The organism is Pseudomonas sp. DTU12.3, assembly GCF_004124275.1.
In the GTDB taxonomy this organism is placed as follows: Bacteria; Pseudomonadota; Gammaproteobacteria; order Pseudomonadales; family Pseudomonadaceae; genus Aquipseudomonas; species Aquipseudomonas helmanticensis.
Window position 1 is genome coordinate 1,892,269 of the sequence record NZ_CP027218.1, and the last position, 23,665, is coordinate 1,915,933.

The window sequence follows — 23,665 nt, forward strand, 5'->3', positions numbered from 1 at the left end:
AACTCCGTGTCAGGCTTGTTCAGGGGCGGCGTACGGCGCATCCAGCGGCAGGGTATCGAAGGTGCGCAGCAGTTCGATGAGGATTTGCGTGGCCGGGCCCAAGGGTTTGTCCTTGTTCGAATACAGATAGAAACTCGGGTTGCGGCTGCCGCCCTGATCCAACGGTAGCAGCTTGAGCGAACCTTCCTTCAATTCGCGTTCGATCATGTGCCGTGGCAGCCAGGCAAAACCCAGGCCGCTGCTGACAAATGTGGCGGCGGTGGCGAGGCTGCCTACGGTCCAGCGCTGTTCGGCGCCGAGCCAGCCGACGTCTCGTGGCTGTTGGCGGCCGGAGTCACGGATCACCACCTGCATCTGGGTTTCCAGATCCTGAAAACTCAGCTCACGGTTGAGCCGGTGCAACGGGTGATCGGGATGCGCCACGGCGACAAACTCGACGTCGCTCAATTCCGCCCCGAGGTAACCGGGAATGCTCAGGCCGGTGATCGCCAGATCGGCCACGCCCTCAAGCAGCACTTCTTCCACACCCGACAACACTTCCTCACGCAGACGCACGCGGCAACCACGACTCTGCGGCATGAACGCGGTCAGTGCGCGCACGATCCGCGCGCTTGGATACGCAGCATCGACCACCAGACGCACCTCGGCTTCCCAGCCTTGTTCCATATGGTGGGCGAGGTCTTCCAGTTGGCTGGCCTGTTTCACCAGTTGCCGCGAGCGGCGCAGCAACACGCCGCCCGCTTCAGTGAGCACCGCTTTGCGCCCGTCGATGCGCAGCAACGGCACGCCGAGCTGGTCCTGCATGCGGGCGACGGTGTAGCTCACCGACGATTGCGAACGGTGCAGGGCCTCGGCGGCCTGGGCAAAACCACCATGGTCGACCACGGCCTGCAATGTTCGCCATTGATCAAGGGTCACGCGGGGCGCTTTCATCAATAGCTCCTCTTGTCCTAAGCTGGCCGTCCCTCATGGAGACTGCCGAATGAAAAAATTCTGTTGTGTGGTGCTGGCGCTGCTTCCGCTGACTGCTTTTGCGTACCCGATCGATGTGCAGAAAAATCTCAACGGCATGAAAATCGACTACGAAACCTACGACACGGATAACGACATCGGCTCGATCCGGGTGGCCAACTACGGTGATGTCGATGCGACGTGCAAAGCGAAATTCAGCAATGGCCCGGAAGCACCGCGTACACGCAACATCGATGTACCGGCGGGCAAACACAAGAACGCCACGGCCAAGTTCACCCGCACCATCATCAAGCTGCGCATCGAACTGACCTGCACCCCGAAATAACAGTCGACCCCCTGTAGGAGTGAGCCTGCTCGCGATAGCGGTCTATCAGATGAATTAATGTTGGCTGACACGCCGCTATCGCGAGCAGGCTCACTCCTACAAGGGTATGTGTCAGCTTATAAACGAATTTATCGATGTGTTATAGCAATTATTTGCGCTTTTTCATCGATTCGGCTCTGTTTAACCTTCACTCCATCGACCTACAACATTCTCGGATGGAGGCTACACAACATGTCCCGCGTTCTGATCATCGAAAGCAGCGCCCGCCAGCAAGACTCGGTATCCCGTCAACTGACCCAGACCTTCATCCGTCAGTGGAAAGCCGCGCACCCGGCCGATCAGATCACTGTGCGTGACCTCGCCGTCAATCCGGTGCCACACCTGGACAGCAACCTGTTGGGCGGCTGGATGAAAGCTGCCGAGCAACGCAACGCCAGCGAACAAGCGTCGCTGGATCGCTCCAACGAACTGACCGATGAGCTGGTGGCTGCCGACGTGCTGGTGATGGCCGCGCCGATGTACAACTTCGCCATCCCGAGCACCCTCAAAGCCTGGCTCGACCACGTGCTGCGTGCCGGCGTGACCTTCAAGTACACCGAAACCGGCCCGCAAGGCCTGCTCAGCGGCAAGCGTGCCTACGTGTTGACGGCTCGCGGCGGCATCTACGCCGGCGGCCCGGCGGATCATCAGGAACCGTACCTGCGTCAGGTAATGGGCTTCATCGGCATCCACGACGTAACGTTCATCCACGCCGAAGGCATGAACCTCGGCGGTGATTTCCAGGAGAAAGGCCTCAACCAGGCCAACGCCAAGCTGTCCCAGGTCGCTTGATATGTTAATCGCCAGATAATCGCCGATTGTTTAAGTGACCTGGCGCAACCCCTTCAAGGCTCTACGCGCATCGAACCTCCCTTTGCACTTTTTGCTCCTGAGTGCTGTAGCCCGATTGAACGCATTAGCGAGATCGGGCTTTTTTTTGCCCGGGATTCACCGATCCCCTGTAGGAGCTGCCGCAGGCTGCGATCTTTTGATCTTGGTTTTTAAAATCGACATCAAAAGATCGCAGCCTGCGGCAGCTCCTACACGGGGATTTGTGTTGGTTGCGGCAGGCAAAACCCGCTATCGTCGCCGCCATTCGAATTAGGGGCGAGCATGGGCTATCTACTTTTTGTCACGCTGATCCAGGCGTTTTCCTTCAGCCTGATCGGCGAATACCTCGCCGGTCATGTCGACAGTTACTTCGCGGTGCTGGTACGTGTCGTGCTGGCCGGGCTGGTGTTCATTCCGCTGACGCGCTGGCGCTCGGTCGAACCGTCGTTCATGCGCGGCATGCTGATGATCGGCGCCTTGCAGTTCGGCGTGACCTACGTCTGCCTGTACCTGAGCTTCCGCGTGCTGACGGTGCCTGAGGTGTTGCTGTTCACCATCCTCACGCCGCTGCACGTGACGTTGATCGAAGATGCCTTGAACCGCCGCTTCAACCCGTGGGCGCTGGTTGCCGCACTGGTGGCGGTGGGTGGTGCGGCGGTGATTCGCTTTGACAGCATCAACCCGGACTTCTTCATGGGTTTCCTGCTGCTGCAACTGGCCAACTTCACTTACGCCGCCGGGCAGGTGATGTACAAGCATCTGGTGGCGAAACACCCGAGCGATCTGCCGCATTACCGGCGTTTCGGCTTCTTCTACCTCGGCGCGTTGGCGGTGGTGTTGCCTGCATTCCTGATGTTCGGCAAAGCCAACTTCCTGCCGGAAGCTCCGCTGCAGTGGGGCGTGCTGCTGTTTCTCGGCCTGGTCTCGACCGCGCTGGGCATGTACTGGTGGAACAAGGGTGCGTGCATGGTCAACGGCGGTACGCTGGCGGTGATGAACAATTTGCATGTGCCGGTGGGTTTGCTGCTGAATTTGCTGATCTGGAATCAGCATGAGGAATTGGGACGGTTGTTCCTCGGCGGTAGCGTCATCCTCGCCGCCGTGTGGATCAGCCGCCTCGGCATCCGCAAATCACCCACCACCGCATAACCCCTGACTGAAAAATATCCCTGTGGGAGCGGGCTTGCTCGCGAAAGCGGTGTGTCATTCAACGATTATGTTGACTGACCTGACGCCTTCGCGAGCAAGCCCGCTCCCACAGTTTTGATCTGTGGGTTACATAAGGTGTTTTTGCGGCTCGGGGATGCTTGCCGCGCCGAGCACCGCCGGCAGCAGGCCAGAGCGCAAATCCCCACCACTCGGCTGCTGATACAGGCTCAAGCCAAACTCCGGCAGCACCGCCAGCAGATAATCAAAAATATCCCCCTGAATCCGCTCGTAATCGGCCCACGCCGTGGTACGGGTGAAACAGTAGATTTCCAGCGGAATGCCCTGCGCCGTGGTCTGCATCTGGCGGACCATGCAGGTCATGTTCGGCTGAATCTCCGGGTGACTCTTCAGATACGCCAACGCGTAAGCCCGGAAGGTGCCGATGTTGGTCATCCGGCGACGGTTCGCCGACATCGCCGCGACATTGCCCTGCGCCTCGTTCCAAGCCTTGAGCTCGGCTTTCTTGCGGCTCATGTAGTCGGTCAGCAGGTGCACCTGCGAGAGTTTCTCCTCCTCATCGTCGCGGATGAACCGTACACCGCTGGCGTCGATGAACAGGCTGCGTTTGACTCGACGTCCACCGGATTGCTGCATGCCGCGCCAGTTCTTGAACGACTCGGACATCAAGCGCCAGGTCGGAATCGAAACGATGGTCTTGTCGAAGTCGAGTACGCGTGAGCTCTTCCCCTAAATGGACATGGAGAAGTGATATAGATCAACAGGTTAAGATTTTTTGTCCATTGTCCATTTTTCCTCAAATCCATGGACACCCTTCCTCCCTGCAATCCATAAGCCCCCCGCACGCCCTCTCGGTAGCCGCAGTGGCATGCCATCTGGTTTCCGAGAGACGCGCAATGACGATAGTATTGTGCCATTGCGTATGGACACCCGGATGCCCAGTAACCCTCGCCTGAAAGGTGAGGAGGGCGGTAGGAGCATGACATGGATCAGCTGCGCCACCGAACACACCGACAATATCTCGAAGCATCAATCCGGGAGGCTTCGTCGAGTCTGAGATTTGACGAGTCGCGCTGCCGAACAAGATTTCAATAGCTAAGGTACCCATGCATGAGTGAGCGGGATCAGAAGCAGGGACGTAATCGGGAATACGCTTTTCATCCCGTTGACCTCGAATGTGGTTTCTTTCCAGTAAGAGGTTAATTCGACACTGCCAGGATTTCGGCCACCTGTCACATGACACGGTGATCGGCTAAATCAGATCTTGAGTGCCGGTCATAACGGCCTATGTTAGTTCGAGTTACGGTATTGATCGACCAAGTCGAGCTGGGGCAGGGGTGCGGTAATCGCGAGCAAGGCAAAATATTTTGGGGGGATAATGGCTCAGGCTAGGCTAAAGAATATTAAAGAAGCAGTTGGTGCATTAAACGATTTAATTGCTCCGGGTATATTGGGGCAGTTTACATGGTTTGAAGCAGTTGAAGTCATCGCTTTTGGTACCGATTCGGATGGTAAGAAAGTTGTACGAAATATCTTCTCCATTTATGTGGCGGAACAGGGTGAAAAGCCAATCTCACCGAAGTCGCCTTTTCTAGATGCAAAATCAAAAAAGCTAAAGGGCTTTGATGGGTGGAGTTTTAGAGTTTCAAAGCGTCCCGTGGATATCAGTGAGCTTATGGCAAGTCTCCGCTCTTATGGTCGTAGTGGGGCTTGGGCGCCACCAGGGCAGCCTGCTCTGGAGGTTGGAAGTTTAGTAGCTGCTCCACCAGTGTTTTGCCCTCCGGACTCGCGGATTGAGGTGCCACTTAACGCCGTTTTAAAGAATAACTATTGGTCTGGGTCATACCTTGTTGAACTCAAGGATGAGGGTAAGTCGAGATTGGTGGATTTAGTTCGTAAAGAGGCTCTTTTCGAAGAGCTGTCTGAGTGGCTCGTGACGATGCTTCCGCTGAACCTTGCAAGTGTCCCTGATCGCATAGGCGATGTGCTGTTCCAAATTCCTGCCAATGCATTGCTTGCCGAGTTTCGTCGGCGCCCTAACAAGCCGCTTGAGATATGCTTGGCTTGGAGTCCTGTCGTTTCCCCACGAGCTATAGTTGGGGAGTATCGTATTGAGCATGACGGTATAATTTCTTGCCTTACTCGCTTTGAATTGAGCGAGGGTGTAAAGGTGATAGATATACCGCAAGCGTCCGGGGATTTGCAGTTTTCGGTCTGGGATGTGGAAAACAGCCTCCTCCTTGCTGCGTCAACTACGTTTGCACAAGGAGGGAAGTGGCGTTTTTATTCACAAACTAGTAGTGGAATGGAGGCGCCAAGGCGATTCAGAGTAACTGGCCCTAGCGGAGACGTCGAAACACACGAAATCGCGCTGATGGAACCCTCAGGGGGATGGCGAAATCATCGGCAACCACGACACCCTGAGGAAGTTGATTGGAAAGCAATAAGGCAGCTGAAAGCAAAGATGAAGCAGTTGGTGGCATCTCGTAAATTCTTGCAATATGGACTTGAAGGAAGTAATAGGCAAGATGAGAGGCTTCGAGCGTTGGATGACTTGCGCGTACTGATCCGCTCAGTCAGCCAAGGGGCAGTCTACCTATGGGATCCATACTTGTCGGCAAACGACATTCTCAACACTCTTGCTTTTTGTACTGACGCGGGGACTCAGCTCTGGGGGTTAACGTCTGCTAAACCATCAAAGATGCGTCCGGACTGCTCAGATGATGCGGACGACGAGTTAACTGAGGCCGACCCAGCTGACGCGACAGATCGCGTGAAATGGATAACTGCTCAGCAAGAATTACTGAATCAGGCTTTTACGGGCTCGCCATGTATGAAGCTTGAATTTCGCATGAGCTGGGGTATTCAGAAAAGCTTTCATGATAGGTTTCTAATCTTCCCAGGTCTAGGCCGAGGCCGCACACGAGTATGGTCTCTTGGTGCATCGATAAATCACATTGGTGCGCAGCATTGTATTGTTCAAGAGGTAACCTATCCTGAACCCGTACTGCAGGCTTTCCAGAGTTTTTGGAATCAAAGTGCTAAACCTGAACACCTGATATGGAAATACTCATGAAGCAGCAAGAGGCTTTAGTTGGCATCGCGGATAGAATTACTGGTACTGAACCTCTGCAACCTGAAACGCTTGGTTTCTCACTTCTTGAATATGGCGAGGCTGCATTTGAATTGGTGCTTGATAACCTAGTTGGTGAGTTCCCTTTTCTGTGGAATGGCAGAGAGTACTTCGAGGGGGGGGAGTCTGAACAGTTTGATCGGTTATTTTGCTGGCTTGTGCGAGAGATTTTCGATTGCCCCTGTGGTTTGATAAGGCCTGAGGCAGATCTAGCAAAATTACTAGCAGTTGCGGCGGCTCTTGATTGCGATGATCAACTATGGGGCGAGATTTACAGGATAAACCCCGTTCTTCCTGAGCAGGTTATTGCTGCTCTTGCCAGCTTGATCAAGGAAAGTCATGTCGATAGCGAGCAAGTTATTAATAGGCATTATTGTAGTGATAGCCATGTCCGTGAAATTAAGGAGGACATTGCCAATAAGGATTGGAGGTCGGTAGAGTGGATAGTCGACCAGTTTTGGATGGACTATCGTTCACCAATAAAGCTTCAGGCAGCAGCTGCACTGCACCGGTATAATGTACCCCTCCTGCAGAGCCTCATCGAAGGTGAAAAAGATTTTTTTGAAGTGGCGTCCTACACGCATCACGCCCCTATTGAAAAAATCATGCCGTTGGCAGTAGCGAGCCAGAACTGGACATTCAAATTTTGGGCTTTTCATCGTTCTGTTACTCATGCTAGTCGAAATATACCGTCCTCCCCTAACGAATGGGAATTGTTGTTGCGGGAAGCTTCCAAAAGTCCTACAGAGTGGTCACGGTGGTTATCGGTTATAAATGAGTATCCGTCTCGCTACCCTCAAATTCAAGAGGCATTAGGAAGTGCGCTAGCGCATGCTGAGGGCTGGGCGCTCGATATATATGTTAGCTCGATGTCTATGATTACGCCTGATATGATTAGGAAGCCGGTAGCATCGGCGCTATCAGTCTTTCGACAGAGGGCGGCCCTAAAGGAGCGAAAGCGGCTATGGCAGGCATCTTTCAATAAGTGGAAAGATTGGGATTTCGATGCTAAAGATAAGTCTAAACATCTGTTTTCGATTTCATCAAGCTGTCTTGATTACGCAGTAATAGGTTACTTTGTAGAGTGTCTTGATGCGAGGCAGCGTCACGAACTAATTGAACAGCTAAGAAGTCGAGCTGTCTTGCTTGACCAGTCCTGGCATCCAAGTACTAGCTCAGCGATGACTGAACGATTCAAGCTGGCCTCTACCTATCAGCCTCTCGCACAAGCCGAATTAGCATGTGCTAGTCAAATTGACTGGCACATAGGAGACTCGTTTTCCACTCCACCATGGGAGGATGGTTCACTCTACCGGAGTCTGCGGTACGACACAGACTTTGATAAGCCTACGTTTCTGACCATTTAATGCACTTTTCATTGGCCTGAATATTTTTGAACCCTCATAGGGTTTTGCTTGACGCAGGCCAATGGCGCCAAAATCGAAAAGGGGAAGGCTAGCCTTCCCCTGAGTACACCCGTCCGCAGGCTCGATTAGACCACCTGCATGCACTCCACAACAGGCTTGGCCATCAAGCGCTTGCAGATGGAGGCAAAATCCAAGCCTTGCTGTTTCAGTTGCTCGGCGGCTTCAGCCTGCCAGACCAGGTCACCCTGTTCGAAGGAGGTTGTCCGCAAGTGCCTGATCACCTGTAATGCATGCGCGGCGAAGGCCCTGAAGTCTTCGAGCCCCCAGTAGAGCAGCCCGGCAGCGTGGACTGTCGCGGCGCCGCTGATCTTCGTTGCCTGCGTAACGGGTACCGTTTGGAATTCTCACTCTGCGGACTCGGCAACGTTTGCTCGCATCCACTCTGTACGCGTGAGCTACAACTCCAAATGGACATCCCAAGTCTATTCAAATCAGTAGCTTAAAATTTTCTGTCCATTGTTCATTTTTTCCTAGATCGATGGACAGCCCGCCACCCCACAATGCCCGCAGCCCCATGAGCCTTCCTCCTGTGAGAGCCTCACACGACCCTCCCACGCAGCTACAACTTGTCTATCGGGTTCCCCATCACGGCGCATTAACGATAGTATTGTGCCATTGCACAAGGACACTCGGACGCCCAGCCACCTTGGCCGAGGGAGGAGGGCGGTAGGAGCTCGGCATGGATCAGCCACGCCACAGGAACGCAGACAGAAACCACCCCATCCCGAGGCTACTACTTGGGAGTATTCGTCGTGCCTGCGATTTGTCGAGCGTCTGCATAAATCCCCGAAAGCCCAACAACGAAGAATCCATACGAACAACATTTCAACAACCAAGGTACTCATGCATGAGTGAGCAGGAACAGGAAACAGGACAGGAAAACGGACAGGAACAGCAGGAGTACGTTTTTCATCCCGCTGATCTGGTCGAATATGCGATGGACAAGCCCATTGGCGCAGCTCGCGCGGCGCTGGTAATTGGGCTGGAAGGCGCTGATGTTTACCCTGATATCATCATTGATGAATTAGCGGGAAACATGGAATTGAATCAGCGTTTCCTGAAGAAACTTACGAGTGCTTTGCGGAAGGATCCGAGCAAAATTATTGCTGATATGCCATATCGTATCCGGGGGCGTCAGCTGGAACGCGATATCAACTTATGATCTTTTCATATCGTAGCTCCGCAAGCTCGGCACTCTTTCGGAGGTGTAGCTGATGTCAATTGGCGAGAAACCCATCAATATTCCGCCTGCCCCTGCGTTCGAGCTCACAGCGTTGGATGTGGAGAAGGGGGCACCCGTTCAGCCACTAGAGCGTCTGCAGATTATGTCGGCGTCTGAATGGGAGGTTTTTACCTCCGAATTCGTATCTTATCTAGATAAGGATTACGACTCGGTAACGCTGTGTGGCGGCGGGGGTGACATGGGGCGTGATGTCATCTCCAAGTTCGCAACAGGGTGGGACAATTTTCAATGTAAGCACTACAAAGAGAAGCTGAGCATTGCCGACGTCGCAGCCGAACTGGGAAAGCTCGTTTACTACACCTGGAAAAAAGAGTACACCCTGCCACGCAAGTATCGCTTTGTAACACCGAAAGGGTGCAGCGCGCCTTGCATGGGTATATTCACCAAAAAGTCCAGGATTCAGGGTGAGCTAATCAAGCGCTGGGACAAAGTGTGCAAGAATAAAATCACCAGCAAAGAATCAATACCTCTAGAGGGGGATTTGCTAGATTATCTAAAGAGCATCGACTTTTCGTTTGTTGATGAGATGTCTTCGCTGGAGTTGATAAAGATGCATGCGCGGACGCCATACCACACGTCCCGATTCGGTAGTTATCACCTAAAGCGTCCGGTAGTCCCAGAGGTTGCTCCAGCGATCGTCGCTGATAACGAGAAAGTTTATATCGAGGCTCTCTTGGACGCATTTTCAGAAGCGGATGGGGCTGAGTATACATTTAAAAGCGTTATGGAGGGTGAGTATGAACGCCTTATGGATCGGGCTAGGATACACTTCTTCAGTGCAGAATACTTGGAGGCATTTTCCCGCGATGGGTTTCCTGCTGGCTGCTACGACAAACTCAAAGCAGAATGCCATGATGGCATAGACACTGTTTTTTACCAGAAACACGATGATGGATTGCAGCGGTTTCTCAAAGTGACCGAGCACTCCACGAAGGTACAATACGATTCTCATCCGCTGCGTCATTTCCTGCAAGTCGCCGACCGCAAGGGGTTATGTCATCAGTTAGTGAACGATCGTAAATTCACATGGGTGAAGAAGAAAAAGCCATGAAGCCGAAAGATTTATATAACAGCCCTGTTGAAATTGGTGCGCGTATTGTTCTGCTGCTTGCTGGCCTCACCAGGGCGCTTGATCTGGATGAGCTGATCTTCTTTGACTACGCATCGATTTATAGTGGTGACTTTCAAGGAGAACCGAGTCTGCATCCAATGATGATTAATCGTCTAGCTGAATTGGTTCGACGACGGGAGATCTTCCCTGGCGCGATCAAACTTTTTACCGCGAAAGGGTTGATGACTTCCCAGGTTGATGAACATGGCGTTCGATATTCCATCACCACGGCAGGCAGTGAATTTGCCGCCAACTTAACTACTGAGTATCACTCAGGTTTCAGGCGGCATGTGTCATGGGTTGAAGAGAATATTGATTATCTCACGATTCAACGTCGCACCATTTATAAAGTTGAAAGGGCGATCTGATGTTTATTGAAAGTATTATTGTGAGTGGCCCTGACCTGAGAGATGCTGCTGTTTTTTTTGAAAAGGGCGCGAACGTTGTTCAGGGTGGCTCCAATACCGGTAAGTCATACATTGTACAGTGCTTGAAATTCGCCCTTGGTTCAAATACACCACCGAAGTCCATCAAGGAGTCGCAGGGCTACACCACGCTCAAGGTGAAGTTTGTGCATGATGATGGGCGCTCCTTTACCATCGAGAGGCACCTTTCAGAAAGCTCCAAACCTACACTTTATGATGAAGATGGGAAGGTTTTGATCTTAGGGGTTAAGCACAACCCTAAGAAAATGAACTCGATTTCCAACCAGTTTTTGCACAGGTTGGGGTTGAATGGGAAACTTTTGTTGAAAGGGACAGAATCGCTAAATAATGCTTCATTCTCTCTTCGTTATTTTGAGAATGTCTTGTTGATGGATGAGACGCGAATCGTGGCTGAGTACTCTCCTTTAGGTACGGGCCAGAAGGATGAGCGGTTTATGGAAAAATCCATCCTGAAGCTACTGTTAACGGGTAAAGACGATACCGGGGTTAAACAGGCTAAAAAGGAGTTGGAATCAAAGGGGGCATTGAGACATAAGGCTACTGCTGTAGAAGGAATTATCAAGCAGTTTTATCCAGGAAATGATGCCGCTGAAAGCTTTGAACTTCAGAAGCTCAGCTCGTTTGTCGACCAGGTCGCGCTTCGGCTGAAGCTGGCTGAGCAGGAGTTGGAAGGCGCGTTCCATTCGAGTGAAGACCTGTTCACCCAGAAGACTAACCATATCACCGCACTGGAGCTGGTCGAAGGCAAAATTGCTGAAGACAAGGCTCTGCTTAGCCGATTTGACATGCTTGGCCAGAAGTACGAATCAGATCGCCAGCGCCTTCAGGGCATTGAGCAGGCGGCAGTTCTGCTTGATGGTGCGGACGCGGTGCTTTGTCCAACCTGTGGGAATCATTTCGACTCCGAGTCATGTACGACGGACGTAGATGACGTCAAGAAAGGTGTCTCCTTCGAGTTGGATCGAATTTCGAAGAATATCCACGAGCTCGCGGAAGCCCAGGGATCTCTGACGGCAGCGATTGAGCGGAACACCTCAAGCGCTGAGAGCACCAAGACGTCCATCGCGGCAGTTGAGAAGGTTATCACCTCGGAGCTCCAGGGATTGGTTCAGGCAGTGAGTGACCTGAAGGAGCTCGCTGCGTGCCTTAAGCACGATCACTCGGTGCTGGATAGACTCGTGAAGGATAAGGCCAAGCTGAGGGAGGAGTTAAACCGACTGGGTGTTCTCCTGCTTGAGGAGCAAAACACTTATACCCCTGAAAGCTTTGAGGACTCTGCCAAGCCTCTGGTGAAAGAGATTCAGGATATCTTGCAGCGCTGGAGTTTCCCGAATCACTCCCCAGTGGAATTCGATTTCGGTGCGCGTGACATCACCATTGGTGGAAGTAAGAGAGGCAATTTCGGCAAAGGGTATCGGGCGATTGCTTCCTCTGCATTTGCTCTGGGGCTGATGAATCTGCTGAAGCTTTCTGGGCGCCACCCTGGGTTTGTAGTGCTGGATTCGCCGCTGACCACATACAAGGAAGGGGATCCGGAGCCTGAGGAAGATGATGAGGAAGTAGCAGCGGATGTGATTTATGCGTTCTATCAGGATATCGCTGATAACTTCAAAGATTCTCAAGTCATTATATTTGAGAACAAGGAGCCTGATATGGCGCTCATCCCTCATATGAATTATCAGCATTTCACGAAAAGCAAAAAAATAGGGAGATATGGTTTCTTCCCACTAAGAGGCTGATTCGATCGTGTGAGTTGTCGGTCACACGCCCATGGCGTGGTGATCGGCTTTCTCATCCTTTGGCCTGCAGCAGCGTAGTCTCAGGTCGGTTCGAACGGTATCGGTTGATGCCCATGTGCGCCAGGTTGCACGTCATGGCTTTACGTCATTCATAACCATCAAACAGGACCCCCATCGGGCCCAGTAAGATCAAGCTGTAAACTCAAAAAATGCACTGTAAACCTCCATGCTTTACAGGTCATTTTTTTGGTTTACACCCCTCCCATCATGACTTGTGCCTGTGCCTGACTAGCAGTCCAAACAAGCGTCTGATCGCGCCCGCGCTAGTGTGTGGTAAGCCCTGAGTCATGGGGCCGTGTACAACGAATACCGCTCAAACAGCGAGCGATAGAACCCAATCAGCACCTCCTCGGCATTGGGCTCCAGGAGCTCGGAAGCCCCAAACCGGTAAACCTCATATCCCACCAGCCTCAGAGCCCTGTCAGCGGCCATCATCTCGGCGTAGAGGCGGGGGCTGGAGCGTCCGTCAGGGGCGGAATAATGGTGTTTGCCATCAACCTCTATGACAACGCGCACACCGCCCGGAAGCAACAGAAGGAAGTCCATGCGCGACCTCAGCAAGGCCTCCTTGCCGCGTCGTGAGACCGTCAGGGGATCCCAATGAAACCAGACCTCAGGCAGCAAGACCGGAAGCTCCGGAACCGCTGTCGTAAAGGCTTTGAAGAAGCTGGTGAAGGCGAGCGTTTGAGGGGGCGATGATTGTGGCAGGCAGGCTTTCAGGCGTTGATACAGGCGATTCTTGGCCTGGCCTTCATCGACGCTATAGGTCTGGGCATACCAAGCCTGGAGTTCGCGCCATAGGAGCCCGGAACTCCCGATAGGGCGGTCATAAATCAGGACGTCCTCGATGCCGGTGACGACTTCGATATCATTGTCCAGCGCATTGCCAAGGCGCAGGTCGGGCTTCGTCGTGGAAGCGAAGATGAGGTTCTTGGGGGATGACTGCTTTCCCGATCCCACGTAGGCCAAGCAGGCGGTCAGGAACGCATCCTCTCCCATTCCTACGACAATGTGGACTCCACATGCTTTGAGGATATCGTTGACGATTCCGATAAATTTTCTCTGAGCGGGTTCGTTGGGCAACACCCGCGACGAAGCCAGGGCTTCGACGAATCGGCCAAACCGGGCGTGCGATGATTGAAATGCACCGAGCTTGTCGAAGAGCGTCACCGCATCCCAGTCGGGATTCTCGATGTAGTGACGGACAATCTCCTGGCGGAGTGTTGGGGTTGGTCGGAGCAAGTCCACGAACGAGATTGTGTCGATTCGCCAGAACTCGCTGAGCACCTGTTCGAACGCAGCCCTGTCCAAATACAGGTCGAGAGTGTTGAGCTTTTCTGCCAGCTCTCGACGGTAGCGACCAGGGATCACAGGTGCTGTGCCATCATCCCACACAAGCTCTTGAAGCTGGTCTCGCTCATGAACGTCGAAGCCCAGTAGCTCTAGAGCGCTTTGGGCGGCGGCCACCATTTGAGTATCACCAGCAGCTTCTACTGATTTCTCAAGGTGCCGCCTCTTGGAGTTGTACTCCGTGCAATCATCCAGACCCAGCCTGAAGAGCAATTCAGGGATTCGTGTATCCGTGTAGTGGTCTTTCTGATTGCCTAGGATCTGGCTGAAGGCGTCTCTAAGGCTGGTAAGGTTTTGCTGGGTTCGAGGCATGCGCAGGAGACGCTCCGATATCGTTGAGCGGATCCTACCACCGCCAACCGGGCATTTAGCACGCCACCATCATGGCACTGGTAGCGTTTTCCTATCCCCAGCCCTCCCGGGATAGCTGGGTGCCTGGCAGCTCACCTAGGTCAACCAAGTTCGATATTCGGCCCAAACGTCAGGATATCCACCAGGCGAAGCGCTTTCCGCGCATCCGTTTTTAGGTTGGCGAACTCCGGTTCTCGCAGGGCTGTGATGAGCATTGAGCGATCACCGGCATCCGTTGCTGCTATGAGCAGCTGGCGAGTCCAGTACTTCTTTGAGGCTGGGTTATCAGATGCATACACCGCAGGAAAAGCTTGGCCTGCAGTGAATTCACCAGCGTAGAAAGCCGCTAGTGGCGGTATTGTCTCCAATGAGGCTTCACGAACAGTGCCATCGTTGCGATCCATTAAGTCGGGTATGTTATCCCGTGCAGCTTCAGCTGCAGCAGTTTGTGCGACCGTGAAGGTTGCAATCTCAGTAGCGGGTGCAAGTGTGCGCTCCTGTCGTTTGGCATCAAGGGCCCTGATAGCTGCGTTACAGCGCTCCTTGAACTGATCCTGACGCGACACAGCCACCGCTCTGCGGAGCTGGCCTATTAGCTGGCCGATGTCGTCGACCATCGATACAAGGAACCAGTAGGGTCGCTCTGTGCCCTGTTGGCTTAACGCGGTGGCAACGAATGGCCAGACCTCCTGTCCTGTGAGTGTTTGCCTCTGTAGGGTCTCGCGGAGCTGTTCAGGGCCCTGAAGGCATAAGTCGAGAAGGAACGATTCTGGGGGCAGATCCAGGTTTCCCTGATCAAGTCGGCCATTTGCATTGCCCACATCTGCTCCAAATTGCTCACGTGCATGTCCGAAGGCCTGTCGCATATCCTGCAAGGCAATAGGCAGTGCGTTTGGGTCGTTTGGTCGGACAACTACCGGCAGTGCTTGGCCGTCTGCATTGATACGGCGGAATCTCATGGGGGCCGCGTGCTGAAGAGTTTCTAATAGCAAGGTGATGTCTGCAGGGCGGGGCGAGACCACGGAGCGATCAAATGCTTCAAGCCACTCCGGTGCTTCCTGAGGTACCTCAGGTAGGATTAGAAACAAAGACCGCAAGGCATTGACCCGCTCGGTCATGGCATCGTTGCTCTGGAATTTCTGTATGAGGTCATCTATCAGCACATTCTGATCAATGATTTCATCCGGCGGTATGGGCAGTCGATCCATGTAAGGTCGGATGCGCGTTGACTTGGTTAGCAGCTCAAGGAAGTCGTAAACCTTGAATGCTTGTTTCAGTGTTACTGTCCGAGAAACACCAAGGCCAGCATGAAGCCCTGTTGCCCTGTAGGTGAATAGTACCGAGAACCCTTCTGACGCCTGAAGAATCGTCTCGCGATGCTGAGCAGGGTTGTCCACACCTGCGGTCAAAAATGAGCTGGCTGGGATTGGTGCGCGGAGTAGATCCCTCATATCAGACAAGATCTGTCGAGCACTTTTGTACTGCGTTGGAGATGTGGCCAGCGCTTCATCGCCCCGAACCTGCACAATGATGGCAGCCAACGCCTGTTCAGCAGCGGCTCCGATCAGTCCAATTGCAGGTGAGTATCGAGCTACCTCTACTCTCAGGTTTCCCCGGTTTGGTGTGCCGAGGCAATGCAGCGCCAAGGCCAAAGATTCTTGGCTGGCTTCCAGGAGGCGTATTGCGCTGTTGCTGAGGAATCTGGGCATCGCGAATCCTTGCATGCTGTTGGCAGTAGGCAGACGCTGGATGGTTCCAGCAGGCTTGCTACCTCCCGGCTATGGTGTCGGACAGCCATGCGGTGAGAGCAGTAGTCGGTGCTCATGCCAAAATTTTTCGAAGCTAGCAGTCTACTGGCGAGTAGCGCTGTTGCAACCGGGGACGAGAGAACTCCCGTCAGTAGATGTCGCCTGAGTTGGGGTCAGGCTTGAACCTGACCAAGGTCTGATTGAGCAAAAGCGGAGGTTGGCCAAGAGGGAAGGGGGCATTGCTTTCGCGTGGCACTACGATTAAGAGCCTTGGCACGGGCATTGTCGAAAATAAATTACTCCTCGGGGGAAATAATTCTTAAAATCCGCGATTGAGATTTTCCCGAACCCTCCCCGTTGAAATATTTAGTTCAGTAGGCATTTGAGATGGATCTTTTCAAAACAAAGCTGCCCCCAAATAGGCTCCATGAGTCTTTCAAAATGATCGCCGGTGATCCTACTTACGCGCCAGTGAGGGATGTGATCCAGTCATGGGGTCAAGGGTTGTTGGATAGAGCTGGGGAGCAAGCGAAATTTATCAATGAGTTTCAAACTACCTTTAACTCCGCGTTTTGGGAGTTGTATCTAAATAAGATGATCATTGATCTTGGCTTTTCCGTAGACTATTCGAAAGGAAGCCCAGATTTTTGCGTTAGTACGCCAAGCGGTACTCAGTTCAGTATTGAGGCAGTCATATCCGATCGCCCGGGCGCTGCTGCCCCCAAAGAAAATTACCTTAAGGAGAAAAAGTTTAGAGATCACTGTACCATTAAACTTATGGGGAAGCTAAAAGATAAAAAAGATCTCTTCACTGGCGTCAGTGGGAAGAAGTTTCCTTATTCGTCCCTCGATCACGTGCAGCACAGGCCGTTTGTAGTTGCCATCGCTCCATTCGATAGTGATTTGTCGCTCACGCAAAATAACGAAGTAATCAATCGTGTGCTTTTCGGCATAGAGCCTCCTGATGCGCATGCTTTCCAAACAGGAAGGCAGCGAAAGATTTCACGCATTAAGAAACCATCGGGTGCGCCAATTGAGCTGGGTATATTTACAAATGACTCTTACAAGGAGATTAGTGCGGTAATTTTTTCTACTACTGGTACTTTTGGCAAGGCGGTAGTGGAGAGCGGTGTTGAAAGGATTGTTAGGACTACAAGGTATAGGCAGTTCAGTAAGAGTGAGTTTCTCGCTCTTGAAGGGTTGAGGGGTATGGGGGTGAAGGGTTATAAGTTGGGTTCGTCGAATTATCTGATCTCTACTCGAATTGATTTTGGTGATACTGTGGCTGGTTCTGATGTGCATATCTATAATTCGTCCTATCATCGGGAGACCCATCTTGATGGACTTCAAGTGTATTATAATCCTTATGCCGCCATCCCTCTCAAGGGTAATGTTATAAATGCTAAGGGGGTTGCTCATAACTATTACGATGTAGAGTCTGATAGTCCTATTCAGCATCACCCTGATGGTGCGATGGTATCAAGGCAGGTATACGAACCAACAGTTAGTAATTTTAAGTTTCTTTTGGATGCATATTCAATAAAATGCTAATTTTTTAGGATTTAGGAAGGGTTTCTCTCTGGGGCGGTAATCGAGAACCAGATTGTTAATCCTAAATTGGGATGGCTTCCTGCGGAACGCTGGAAATGAGCGGCCAGGGGGCACGATTGGCGAAGCGTACAAAATATTCATCGAAGAAGGCGGCGATGAATATGTTGGAGCTATGTGCTGGGTTATCGTTTATCAGGCTACACGTCAGCGTTGATGAGCATCGAGTACGCCTGGCGTTTACCGCTCGCTTATTGTCGATCCCGTCTACCTAAACCGCCACCGTTCTTGCCGGAGCTTGGGTAGGAAGCGGTTTCTCGAAAGCTGGCCTGAGATAGTTAGAAACGGTAGGCGAATCATTTCACAGGCTTAAATTAAGTCGTCCTCATTGTCTTCATCGTCTTCACTGCAAACTATACCCGCGAGACCAGATTTATACAGGTTTATATCGTAATCTCTAGTTTTGAGGTCAGGGTGAGCATTCCTTATGGCCAAGACAGTGCCGGTGATTACCATTTTCTGCATGACCCGCTCACGACGGTTGACCTTAATCAGGCAGGCGACCTCTATTGATCCTTTCAGCCATAGTGAGCGTGCTGATACGGAAGTTCCTTCGTTCCGGTCAAGGACAAATTGAATCTCAACACTATTTACACAGCGCTTTCCTATTACTGGGTCACTGTTGACTGTTGCAGGGCCACACTCACCAAAACTATAACGGCCCTGCACGAGGATTAGATCACCCTCGACTATCCAGGCCGACAGTTTTCCCCGGTCTAGCTCGTCTGAAATGTTTCTTACGACGCTACCCCTCAGCACCGCTGTGAGCATATGGGTCATGTAGAGATAGAGGTGGCGAGCGCCGGCACCACTGTGTAGGTATCTTTCTGATGTGTTTTTGACGGCCATACCTTGCTTGGTAATGGAATCCGCTTCCAAGGTTTCCGTGTAGCCCGGAAGGCTAGAAAAAGCGACGCCGCCTTCTTCAGCCATCTCGAATAACCTCAGGTGATTGAAATACCACCAGTGGCATCCCTGACTTTGAGTTGCCTTGTGCAAGTCGAGACGATCCAGTCGCTGAACATCCGCTTCCCATCTGGCCTTCAACCCAGTGAGGCGTTCATCTGAAAGGCTCACATTGAGGGCGCGCATGGTGTGTGCCTCACTGTGGTGAGGGCTACAGAGAACCGCCAGGTTGGTTGGCGAGTGGTCGCGACTCTCGGCCCAGGGATGAATGTGATGAACGACGATCGGCTGGCTAGAATCTCGGCATACACAACACAACCAACGATTGGCGAACAGCACTTTGATAAGATCGGCTAAGGGGATGGGGGGTCTTGCACCCTTTTGCACGGAGGCGATGTCCTCGACGCTGAGCCCTATACGCTCCAGTTCAGGAAGGGGCATCAGTTGAAGCTTTTTCAGGTGCAGGCCCTGAAGGCGTAGCTGTCTTGCCAGATCGCTGTTGATACCGCGTGCAATCAACGCAAGCTCAGTTCGATTCGATTTCATCGGTGTTACCTCACGCACGACCCGTCTGCAGCTTCGCTTTCCCAGATCCAGGAAGTCAATGGATCTGAACAGTTTTCCTCATGATGCATGCTGGTCTAGGCAAAAAAACCTTGCCCCCGGCCTACCGCTCAGCTAATGGTTGTTATCCGTAGGGAATCTGCTCAGTAAAACTCCAGAGAGGTGCCAGATGTTGCGTGGGCACTATTCAGGTGTAAGCTGATCGCAAAGCACACAAACATTTGATTAGGATTCTATGAGTCGTCATCTCGATACTATTCCTGAGCCATGGTCTGTCGACGATATCCGTTCTGCGATCATGCATAAGTTTACGGATGCTCGGATTTCGATCGAGGAGACCGAGGGGGGACAGCTCTGGCAGGCAATTAAAGAACTAGATGATACTGTCTGGATATTTAAAAGTAGTGCGGAGGACTTGTTTCAGATAATTAATTTGTTTGCGCAAAAAACACAAGATCCTGGCTTTTGGGAACCGACCAATAGGACGAATGCCGAGCATTTCACCAGGGAGGTAAAGAGAAAGCTATTTTATTCCACGACATCCGTGATGGCGTTGGTTGAGGTTTCAAGGGTGTTTCACAAGAAACATCCTGTGGCGGGATTTACTGAAAAATTGGGGGCGTGCTTTTCCACTCCCGGGCTGCATAAGTTTCTTCAAGATCTTCGGAACTATAATTCTCATTGGCGAATTGCTGAGGCTAACTGGAGGATTGACTACGATTTTGAGAAAGGAAGTCGCATCGCACGATTCGTCGTGACCCGTGAGGATCTACTGGCTTGGGGCCGGTGGACGTCTGACGCTAAAGCATTCATCGAAAGTTCTGAGAAATTTATTGATGTTGGCGCCACATTGGCTGAGTACGCCAAGCAGGTGAAGGCTTTCTATGAATGGCATAAGGGCGTGGTGCTAGTAAGTTATGCTGAGATCCTGAAGCGGTATTTTGAATACAAGCGAATTCATGACGGTCTAAATCGAAGGATGAGCTGGAATATGATATTGGGCCACTTGCCCCTGGGTCTTAACCCATTCCAGTACTTAGCGCGTTATTTGACGCCAGAGCAGATTGAAAAAATCATGTCATTTGAGCTCGGAAGCGAAGCCCAGATTCAAGCCCTGATTTCCACTTTGGACATGGAAAGGTTTTGCGATGCCCAACTGATGGATAAGGTGAGGAAATTATTCCAGCCACCTTTAGTGCAATAGAGGGTTCGTTTGGCTGCCGGTTATCGTCAGCCGTTTGCTCGCGAGCCATGCATGGAGGATGACTGGGAGTGGGCCGATGCTTAGGCGATATGTACGGTGACCTGTTGGAAGTTCTCAAGGAAGACGGTGCTAGCCATTCGAAATAATGACTGAGGGCATGGTCAGGGCTTTGAGGTGAAGACCGTAGAGCCTCACATCGTGCACTACACGCTTCACATGGCCGCCTCGACAATCCTGCTTCTTGTCAACTCCGCCAACAGCATGCACAAGCGGTAAGCATCGAAATTGGCCCTCGCTTTTGAGGGCCATAACCCTACTTCAAATTGCACAAGCTCTGTCTGTCTTGTGTTGCCATGTTTGGGGTGATGATAGGAAATTCTACCGGCGAAATGAGTGCGTAAGTGTCATTGTATGGGACGCGGTGTGGGAATGGCCGTGCTTCTACCAAGAAATCCGTTAAGCCATCGAATATGTATTGGCAGGAAGTCAAATGCGCTGCCATTTCCTCCTTCGATGGCGTTCGAGTGCTATTTTTTTCGCCACGAGGACTGGAGATTATTAGTAGATCTGCACGGAAGTTTAAAGGTGCGCCAGGGAAGAAGATGTTCCCACACATGATTGCTTGTGCTTGCAGCCTATTTGCAGTGTACACGCCAATGGAATTAGATCTTCGGCTGTTCTCCAGATAGGCAGTAAAGCTATCCAGGGCTGACTTGTAAGCCACGGGATCGACTAAAAAATTCTCGTGACCATTCTCGTCGCACCAAACACACAGGCGCGCAAGTTCGCTCCCTGATTGATAGAGACTATATCCGGAACCTTCTTCATGAAAGGTTGCACCGTTCTGGGAGCACCAGGCGCGCAGTGGCTCGATGCGCTCATTACGCAGAGTACTGAGATCTACCGGCTTGGGCGAAAACCGACTCTGGTAGTTTTTCTTTTCGTAGCACAACGCCCCGATATCAAGCTTGCGATCAGACTCGCAGTGAAGCATGAGATTTTGGATAGGGGCACTATCAATTTGGTTTTGAAACTCGTCCTGAGAGATTTCATGGGCGAAAATTTCATGGCAGATCCGGCCTGAGTTTTTCATGGCTTCGCATTTCCGTTCGAACCAGACTTTCGAGATGTACTTCGAAGTCTGACTGAGCTTGTTGGAGTTCAGGGTTCTCGTCATAGAACCGTAAATAATTCATGGTCACGTTAATGTCCTCGTGATTTAATCTATTTTTTAGATGGTCTAGGATTTCAAGTTGGTTCATTTTGCCTTCGTCCCTTTTTTTCATATCGTCGTTAAGTAGGTTCATGCCAAATGTTGCTCTCAGGTCATGCAGGTGATATGTGAAGTCCTTGTCCTTCATCTGCACATGAGCTATCACTTTTTTGCAAAACTGTCGTAGAGCAGAACCTTTTTCATTGCTGAAGTTGAAAAGCTTTTGGTCGGCTTCTGCCACATAGTATGGCTTACCTGTCCGAGTCAGGAACACATATTGGTCGTCCGGGTTCTGGATGGGTGAAAGCTTGGCTCTTGTCTGGTGGCGTGGAGAGTTAATGTATATTTCCAGAAGGTTGTGCATCCATGCAGGAAGTAACACTGTTTGCTCTTTGCCATTCTTCGCTTCAACGGGATGCCCCCTACCCATCTCTATTCCGTAGAGCGCGAATTTGTGCTTGTCACCTGGTTGTCCTACCCCTCTTTTCACGGAGCTGTGTCTAAGCGTCAAGACCGACTGAACCCTCATTCCCGAAGTGAGGGCCACGAGGTGGGCTAAAAGCATTTCAGGATTTTGAAGAGCTATCAACGCATCCAGCAAATGCTGTTGGTTGTCCCTGGAGATCGGCTTCAACTTCGCGCCGTCTTGGATGAAACGACCGGTCGCTACGCTTTTCGTGTTCCTGAAGAGGAGGTCGGTGCTGATCACTTCTTTCGTTTGAAGGACTCCGTGCCTGTCAACGTAATTGACGAAGCGTGACTTGCTCTCCCACATATCTTGCTTAGGCTTGAATCCGCGCGTGTTAACAAGCCAGCGATACATGCCTTGAACTGCACCTAGTTCCCGATTGCAATAGCTTCTACTGCGTTCGCCGGAGCTGATATGCTTTTTTAACTCAGACTTGTAAAAGTATGTGGGTCGCTTGAATTTAGCGCCATCAAAGTCAAGAAAGTCTCTTCCATGGACAAGAAGCTTGTTCATGAAGTCGCAAAGATCGGTCGCTGCACTGGAGACGGTGGCTTCCTTGTCTCCCCTCTCGGTGATTCTCTCAAATAGGTAGAGACTGCCCTCTCGCCATAGCGCGCCGTCGGGTTGAAGGATTACATGGAGATGGGGACAGTTAGCTTCCGTCAGGTGAATGGGGCGTACGGGGTATGGTTCATCCGGGGCGGCGGCAACAGTATGGGTATCTGGGCATATCCACTCAGTGGCGTCAGCGTGGGCACACGGCTCCCAGAGCGGCACATTTTTCAACGTGATTTTAGGTAGTGACCTTGTTGGTTGGCATCTTGCGTTTGCATGGCTGCGACCAGAATGGAGGGTACGTGTCCATTCAAGTTCAGCTCACAGGTTCTGTCAAACGAGCGGAGCTCACGGGTGGTTCTGCACCTTGACTGTGTGCAGGGTGATGTCGACCACGTCGCCATCGGCGCCGACTTGCGGCATTTCGATCCAGTCGCCAACCCGCAGCATGTCGTTGCTGGTCAACTGCACACTGGCGACGAACGACAACAAAGTGTCCTTGTAGACCAACAGAATCACCGCCGACATCGCGCCCAGACCCGAAAGCAACAACAGCGGCGAGCGGTCGATCAATGTCGCGACGATGATGATCGCGCCGAACACGTACAAAACCATTTTCGCCAGTTGCACATAGCCTTTGATCGAGCGTGTGCGCGCATGCTCAGTGCGTGCATAGATGTCGAGCAGTGCATTGAGCAGGGCGCTGACCGACAGCAGCAGAAACAGAATGGTGAACGACAACGCCACGTTGCCGAGGAAGGTCATGGCGGTCTTGCTCAGTTCCGGCACCAGATGCAGGCCGAACTGGATCACCAGCGACGGAGTCATCTGCGCCAGGCGCTGAAACACCTTGTTGTGGCGAAAATCATTGATCCAGTGCAGCGCCGGCTGGCGACCGAGCATGCGACTGGCGTGCAGGATCAGATAGCGCGCCACTCGTCCGAGCAGTAACGCGATGACCAGCAACACCGTCAGAGCCAGACCGGCCTGCAAGAGCGGATGCTGTTCGAGAGTGCCCCAGAGGTCCTGGGCGTTGAGCCAGAGCTGTTTGAAATCCATATGAGCAACGATTCTTCTGTAAGACGCGATGGGCGATTAGAGCATTTAAGACGCGGTGTATTACCGTTGGAGACAAATCGAGCAACAAAAAAGCCACTGATTGCGTCCGTTTGCATAAAGAAACTCGGCCTGAGCGCTCGAAACC

At 52.0% G+C, this 23,665-nt stretch carries 18 protein-coding genes and 2 pseudogenes; 11 read left to right on the plus strand and 9 right to left on the minus strand.

The window, feature by feature from the left end; translation table 11 throughout:
• Window positions 1-9: 9 nt before the first annotated feature.
• Window positions 10-933 (minus strand): LysR family transcriptional regulator, encoded by a 924-nt coding sequence (locus C2E19_RS08715; protein ID WP_129390612.1) that lies wholly within the window; start codon window positions 931-933, stop codon window positions 10-12.
• Window positions 934-982: 49 nt separating this feature from the next.
• On the opposite strand from C2E19_RS08715, the gene C2E19_RS08720 reads away from it, so the two are divergent.
• From C2E19_RS08720 to C2E19_RS08730, 3 genes are all read left to right on the plus strand, one after another.
• Complete coding sequence (locus C2E19_RS08720) at window positions 983-1,297, plus strand: 3-phosphoglycerate kinase (protein ID WP_129390615.1); 315 nt, start codon at window positions 983-985, stop codon at window positions 1,295-1,297.
• A gap of 231 nt (window positions 1,298-1,528) precedes the next feature.
• The gene (locus C2E19_RS08725) at window positions 1,529-2,128 is read left to right on the plus strand and encodes an FMN-dependent NADH-azoreductase (protein ID WP_129390618.1); all 600 of its coding nucleotides are present in this window, start codon (window positions 1,529-1,531) and stop codon (window positions 2,126-2,128) included.
• A gap of 321 nt (window positions 2,129-2,449) precedes the next feature.
• Entirely contained in the window at window positions 2,450-3,316 is an 867-nt protein-coding gene (locus C2E19_RS08730; RefSeq protein WP_129390621.1) for a carboxylate/amino acid/amine transporter, read from the plus strand.
• Window positions 3,317-3,442: 126 nt separating this feature from the next.
• Here the strand turns inward: C2E19_RS08730 and C2E19_RS08735 are convergent.
• Window positions 3,443-4,051, minus strand: a pseudogene (locus tag C2E19_RS08735) (mechanosensitive ion channel family protein); the annotation flags it as partial.
• Window positions 4,052-4,712: 661 nt separating this feature from the next.
• Here C2E19_RS08735 and C2E19_RS08740 point away from each other — a divergent pair.
• Both C2E19_RS08740 and C2E19_RS08745 read left to right on the plus strand, forming a co-directional pair.
• Window positions 4,713-6,410 (plus strand): VPA1262 family N-terminal domain-containing protein, encoded by a 1,698-nt coding sequence (locus C2E19_RS08740; RefSeq protein WP_129390625.1) that lies wholly within the window; start codon window positions 4,713-4,715, stop codon window positions 6,408-6,410.
• Window positions 6,407-7,834, plus strand: a complete 1,428-nt coding sequence (locus tag C2E19_RS08745) for a hypothetical protein (RefSeq protein ID WP_129390628.1) — start codon at window positions 6,407-6,409, stop codon at window positions 7,832-7,834. The genes C2E19_RS08740 and C2E19_RS08745 overlap by 4 nt, the downstream gene beginning before the upstream one ends.
• A gap of 125 nt (window positions 7,835-7,959) precedes the next feature.
• Here C2E19_RS08745 and C2E19_RS29065 read toward each other — a convergent pair whose 3' ends face one another.
• Window positions 7,960-8,103 (minus strand): hypothetical protein, encoded by a 144-nt coding sequence (locus C2E19_RS29065; protein WP_174823932.1) that lies wholly within the window; start codon window positions 8,101-8,103, stop codon window positions 7,960-7,962.
• Window positions 8,104-8,741: 638 nt separating this feature from the next.
• Here C2E19_RS29065 and C2E19_RS08755 point away from each other — a divergent pair.
• The 4 genes from C2E19_RS08755 to C2E19_RS08770 are packed head-to-tail and all read left to right on the plus strand — an operon-like array spanning window position 8,742 to window position 12,433.
• Entirely contained in the window at window positions 8,742-9,056 is a 315-nt protein-coding gene (locus tag C2E19_RS08755; protein ID WP_129390631.1) for a hypothetical protein, read from the plus strand.
• Between the two features lie 52 nt (window positions 9,057-9,108).
• The gene (locus C2E19_RS08760) at window positions 9,109-10,188 is read left to right on the plus strand and encodes an ABC-three component system protein (protein WP_103498716.1); all 1,080 of its coding nucleotides are present in this window, start codon (window positions 9,109-9,111) and stop codon (window positions 10,186-10,188) included.
• Window positions 10,164-10,616: an ABC-three component system middle component 2 gene (locus C2E19_RS08765; RefSeq protein WP_247263333.1), complete on the plus strand. Its 453-nt coding sequence runs from the start codon at window positions 10,164-10,166 to the stop codon at window positions 10,614-10,616. The genes C2E19_RS08760 and C2E19_RS08765 overlap by 25 nt, the downstream gene beginning before the upstream one ends.
• Complete coding sequence (locus C2E19_RS08770) at window positions 10,616-12,433, plus strand: hypothetical protein (RefSeq protein ID WP_129390634.1); 1,818 nt, start codon at window positions 10,616-10,618, stop codon at window positions 12,431-12,433. Before C2E19_RS08765 ends, C2E19_RS08770 begins: the two co-directional genes overlap by 1 nt.
• 345 nt (window positions 12,434-12,778) lie before the next feature.
• On the opposite strand, the gene C2E19_RS08775 is transcribed toward C2E19_RS08770, so the two are convergent.
• Both C2E19_RS08775 and C2E19_RS08780 read right to left on the minus strand, forming a co-directional pair.
• Window positions 12,779-14,155, minus strand: coding sequence for a hypothetical protein (locus C2E19_RS08775; protein WP_103498713.1), 1,377 nt, complete (start codon window positions 14,153-14,155; stop codon window positions 12,779-12,781).
• A 140-nt stretch (window positions 14,156-14,295) separates the two neighbouring features.
• Complete coding sequence (locus C2E19_RS08780; RefSeq protein ID WP_256661289.1) at window positions 14,296-15,903, minus strand: hypothetical protein; 1,608 nt, start codon at window positions 15,901-15,903, stop codon at window positions 14,296-14,298.
• 480 nt (window positions 15,904-16,383) lie between these two features.
• Here C2E19_RS08780 and C2E19_RS08785 point away from each other — a divergent pair, with 480 nt between their 5' ends.
• Complete coding sequence (locus tag C2E19_RS08785; protein ID WP_218569999.1) at window positions 16,384-17,493, plus strand: hypothetical protein; 1,110 nt, start codon at window positions 16,384-16,386, stop codon at window positions 17,491-17,493.
• Between the two features lie 366 nt (window positions 17,494-17,859).
• On the opposite strand, the gene C2E19_RS08790 is transcribed toward C2E19_RS08785, so the two are convergent.
• A complete protein-coding gene (locus tag C2E19_RS08790; RefSeq protein ID WP_129390644.1) occupies window positions 17,860-19,002 on the minus strand; it encodes an HNH endonuclease signature motif containing protein in 1,143 nt (380 codons plus the stop codon).
• A gap of 253 nt (window positions 19,003-19,255) precedes the next feature.
• Between C2E19_RS08790 and C2E19_RS08795 the strand changes: the two genes are divergently transcribed.
• Window positions 19,256-20,224, plus strand: a complete 969-nt coding sequence (locus C2E19_RS08795) for a hypothetical protein (RefSeq protein WP_027911651.1) — start codon at window positions 19,256-19,258, stop codon at window positions 20,222-20,224.
• A gap of 313 nt (window positions 20,225-20,537) precedes the next feature.
• Here the strand turns inward: C2E19_RS08795 and C2E19_RS08800 are convergent, their stop codons facing one another.
• The 3 genes and pseudogenes from C2E19_RS08800 to C2E19_RS08810 form a co-directional block, all read right to left on the minus strand.
• Window positions 20,538-21,317: a hypothetical protein gene (locus tag C2E19_RS08800; RefSeq protein ID WP_129390647.1), complete on the minus strand. Its 780-nt coding sequence runs from the start codon at window positions 21,315-21,317 to the stop codon at window positions 20,538-20,540.
• Window positions 21,289-22,419 (minus strand): site-specific integrase, encoded by a 1,131-nt coding sequence (locus tag C2E19_RS08805; RefSeq protein ID WP_256661290.1) that lies wholly within the window; start codon window positions 22,417-22,419, stop codon window positions 21,289-21,291. The genes C2E19_RS08800 and C2E19_RS08805 overlap by 29 nt, the downstream gene beginning before the upstream one ends.
• A gap of 399 nt (window positions 22,420-22,818) precedes the next feature.
• A pseudogene (locus C2E19_RS08810) lies at window positions 22,819-23,520 on the minus strand (mechanosensitive ion channel domain-containing protein); the annotation flags it as partial.
• Window positions 23,521-23,665 lie beyond the last annotated feature (145 nt).